3 protein-coding genes are annotated in these 3,789 nt (G+C 31.4%); 1 reads left to right on the top strand and 2 read right to left on the bottom strand.

Going from position 1 to position 3,789, the window contains the following annotated elements; genetic code table 11:
- Positions 1 to 95: 95 nt before the first annotated feature.
- Both brnQ and KGI01_RS13460 read right to left on the bottom strand, forming a co-directional pair.
- On the bottom strand, positions 96 to 1,445 hold the full coding sequence (brnQ, locus tag KGI01_RS13465) for a branched-chain amino acid transport system II carrier protein (protein WP_141275106.1): 1,350 nt from the start codon (positions 1,443 to 1,445) through the stop codon (positions 96 to 98).
- Positions 1,446 to 1,473: 28 nt separating this feature from the next.
- Positions 1,474 to 2,454 carry a proline racemase family protein gene (locus KGI01_RS13460; protein ID WP_141275105.1) on the bottom strand — a complete coding sequence of 327 codons (981 nt, stop codon included), beginning with the start codon at positions 2,452 to 2,454 and terminating at the stop codon, positions 1,474 to 1,476.
- Between the two features lie 301 nt (positions 2,455 to 2,755).
- Here KGI01_RS13460 and KGI01_RS13455 point away from each other — a divergent pair, with 301 nt between their 5' ends.
- The gene (locus KGI01_RS13455; protein WP_141275104.1) at positions 2,756 to 3,733 is read left to right on the top strand and encodes a proline dehydrogenase family protein; all 978 of its coding nucleotides are present in this window, start codon (positions 2,756 to 2,758) and stop codon (positions 3,731 to 3,733) included.
- The last annotated feature ends 56 nt before the right edge of the window (positions 3,734 to 3,789 follow it).

The raw sequence follows: 3,789 nt of genomic DNA, 5'->3' as shown, positions 1-3,789 counted from the left end.
GTTAATACTGAACTCTTTTTAAATAAGTTATTTTAATAAAATAACTATTATCTACTTTTTAAAGTTTGCTTCTATTTATTTTTCATACATTTATATTAGTTCGAAACACTATCTTGTGGTGTAAGAACTTTTTTATTTCCTACAACATAGCCAATCAAAGCGCCGACTAATCCTGTTAATAACCATGCGGCACCCGAACTAAATAACGGAATAAATCCAAAAGTTGCATCAATTTGGTCTACCAAAATATTTGCATCTTTTAATGCTACTAAGATAGCGATAAATGTTGTTCCAATCATTGCACCAACATAGACACTTCGTGCACCATTAAACCATTTCTCTGTAAATACAAGAATAATAAGTGTAATCGCAATTGGATAAAGTAGCATAAGAACAGGTGAAGCCATAGATAAAATTTTTGTTAATCCAAAGTTTGTGAAAATTACGCCCAAAGAAGCAAAAATAATTAGCCATTTTTTATAAGAGATTTTAGGTAGAATTTTATTGAAATATTCAGCTGTAGCTGCTAAACACGCTACATTAGTTGTGATACCTGTTAGGAAAATAACAATACCAATTAAATAAATACCAATATTACCAAATAGAGTTTTAGATGCAAGAGCAATTAGTTCGCCACCATTTTCAACATAACCAACTGAATTAACACTTGATACACCAATCCATGCCATAGAAACTTGTAAGGCAATTAGACCAATAACAGTAATAATACCAGCTTTGAAAAATACATTTGAAACTTGTTTACGACTGGTTAAATTGAGAGACTCAATTGATTTAATAAAAATACCACCAAAAACAAAAGCAGCTAGTACGTCCATTGTATAGTAGCCCTGTGTAAAACCTTTTAAAAATGCTGCAGTTGACGTTGTATATCCACCGTCTTGAACAGGAGGTTGTGCTGAACCCATCGGTGTGATGATGGACTTCGTAACAATTAGAATTAATAAAACAGTAAAAATAGGTGTAGCAATTTTACCTAATCGATCAACTAATTTAGAAGTTTCCCAAGATAAATAGACTGTGAGTACAATAAAGATAATTGAGAATATTAGTAAGAATATTGTTTGACTAATATCTGCAGGGAATAATTGACGCAACGCAATTTCATATACAACTGAAGTAGTACGAGGAATTACGTAAAAAGGTCCCAGTGCAAGAAATAATAAAATCGAAAATACGATAGCGAATTTTGGAGATACACGATTTGCTAAACTTTCAACTGTACCACCAGCTTTATTTAGTGCAACAATAGCAAGTAATACAAGTCCCACCCCTGTAATTAAAAATCCAGCCATAGCAATAGGCGTGTTAGTTCCAGCTTGTTGGCCTACAATCGGAGCGAAAATAACATTACCTGCTCCTAAAAACATTGCAAATAGCATAAAACCAATAATTAAAATATTGAAAAAAGATATATTTTTATTCATAAAAAAACCCGTCCCCTTTGTGTTTTATTTATACTACGAACCCCTGTGGATAAATGTCCTCTTCTTGCAATATAAATGTGTGCTTTCCAGTAATCCAAGCAGAACCACGAATTGACGGAATGATTGCTTCATAATTATTGAAAGTCACTTTATCTAAAATTTTGCCTGTAAATTTTGAGCCAATAATACTTTCCTGAATAATTGTGTCATTTACATCTAAAGAAAGCGTTGCCATTTTTGCACAAGTACCTGTCCCACATGGTGAGCGATCAATTTGTTCATTTCCAAAAATAACGACGTTTCGATAGTGGTTTTTATCTATTTTTTCTGAAAATTCAACTAAGTCTACGGTTGTAATATTCTTAAGAGTTGGATGTTCAATTTTAATATTTTTATTAATATAATCACGTATTAATTTAGCGTAATAAATTAACTCATGTTTATTTTTTAGATGAATTGACAGATTTAAATCTGAACTGTTTACAATTGCGAAAAAGCTTCCACCAAAAGCAATATCAATTGTTAGTGGATCTATACTTGGTATTTCTAAAGTAAGATTTTTATAAAGAACAAATGCTGGTACATTTTTAAACTCAATAGAATCTACTTGGTCATTAACGTAATATACTTTACATTCAATTATTCCAGAAGGTGTATCAACTAGAACTGTTTCTTTTTTCGGAATAATTCCTGTATTAATACACATAGTAACTGTACCAATTGTTCCATGACCACACATATTTAGATAGTCACCGCTGTCCATAAAGATAATACCAATGTCACATGCAGTATTAGTTGGAGTAACTAATATCGCACCAAACATATCTTTGTGGCCTCTTGGCTCATTCATCAATAATTGTCTTAAATGATCAAAATGTTTTTTTACAAAATCTTTTTTCTCCATCATAGTTGTACCTAATATCTCTGGAAAACCGTTTACAACAATTCTTGTAGCTTCACCCACTGTATGGGTATCGACCGTTTCTAATACATATTTGTAATTTTCCATAAATTAATCCCCTTTACCTCTTTTTTGTTATACTATTATATTTTTTGTATTTAAAACCTCCTATTCCATAAAATGCTATACAAAATAACATAAAGCAAAAATGATTTTTTGGGAAGTTATTTTAAAAATCAAAATATTTTTTAAAAGTTAAATTAGCGATATAAAACATTGTTATATCAAGAGTTTTTTTAAAATAAAATTATGTGAGATTTAAAAAAATAAAAATTGTTCTTTTAATTTCGAAAAATATAGTGTTATAATCTCGTTGCAAACAAATTTAGGGTGTTAGGGAGGAATTTTCATGGCATTACGTGATGTATTTATGTATTTATCTGAAAATCAATTATTAAACAGAATGGCACAAAAATACGGTTTACGTATGGGGGCACAAAGTGTTGTAGCAGGTACAACAATTCCGGAAGTAGTAAAAACAATTAAAGAATTAAACAAGGCGAACATTTCATGTACAGTAGATAATTTAGGGGAATTTGTATTTGAAAAGTCAGCTGCAACAGAAGCAAAAGAGAATATTTTAAAAGTGATTCAAGCGATTCATGATGAAAACTTAGATGCGCATATCTCACTAAAACCATCTCAATTAGGTCAAGATATCGATGTTGATTTCTGCTATGAAAACTTAAAAGAAGTTGTAGCCTTAGCACATCAATATGGTATTTTCGTAAACTTCGATATGGAAAACTATGCACGTCTTCAAAGCTCATTCAGCTTACTTGAAGAACTACACAAAGAATATGACAATGTAGGTACGGTAATTCAAGCGTACTTCTTCGAATCAGAAGCAAACATTGAAAAATATAAGAATTTCCGATTACGTATTGTAAAAGGTGCGTACAAAGAGAGTCCAGAAGTAGCATATCAATCAAAAGAAGATATCGATCAAAACTATTTACGTCTAATCGAACAGCATTTATTAAATGGCAAGTTCACATCGATTGCGACACACGATCATAACGTAATCAATCATGTGAAAAAATTCGTAAAAGACAACAATATTCCAAATAGCAAGTTCGAATTCCAAATGTTATACGGTTTCCGTAAAGAAATGCAATACGATTTAGCACGTGAAGGCTATAATTTCTGCACATATTTACCATTTGGTAATGATTGGTATGGATATTTCATGCGTCGTTTAGCAGAACGTCCACAAAATATGGCACTTGTAACGAAACAAGTATTCAACAAAAAGACAAATACAGTTCTTGCAGTGGGTGCAGCAACATTCTTACTAGGCCGCTTATCAAAAAAATCGAAAAAGTAATTTAAAAAAGGAGTCGCACATGATGGCGGCTCCTTTTTGTATGCAATTTTTTAGGC

Origin of the sequence: Kurthia gibsonii (assembly GCF_006539985.1) — a bacterium.
Lineage (GTDB): Bacteria > Bacillota > Bacilli > Bacillales_A > Planococcaceae > Kurthia > Kurthia gibsonii.
This window is presented reverse-complemented; position numbering and strand designations above follow the sequence as displayed.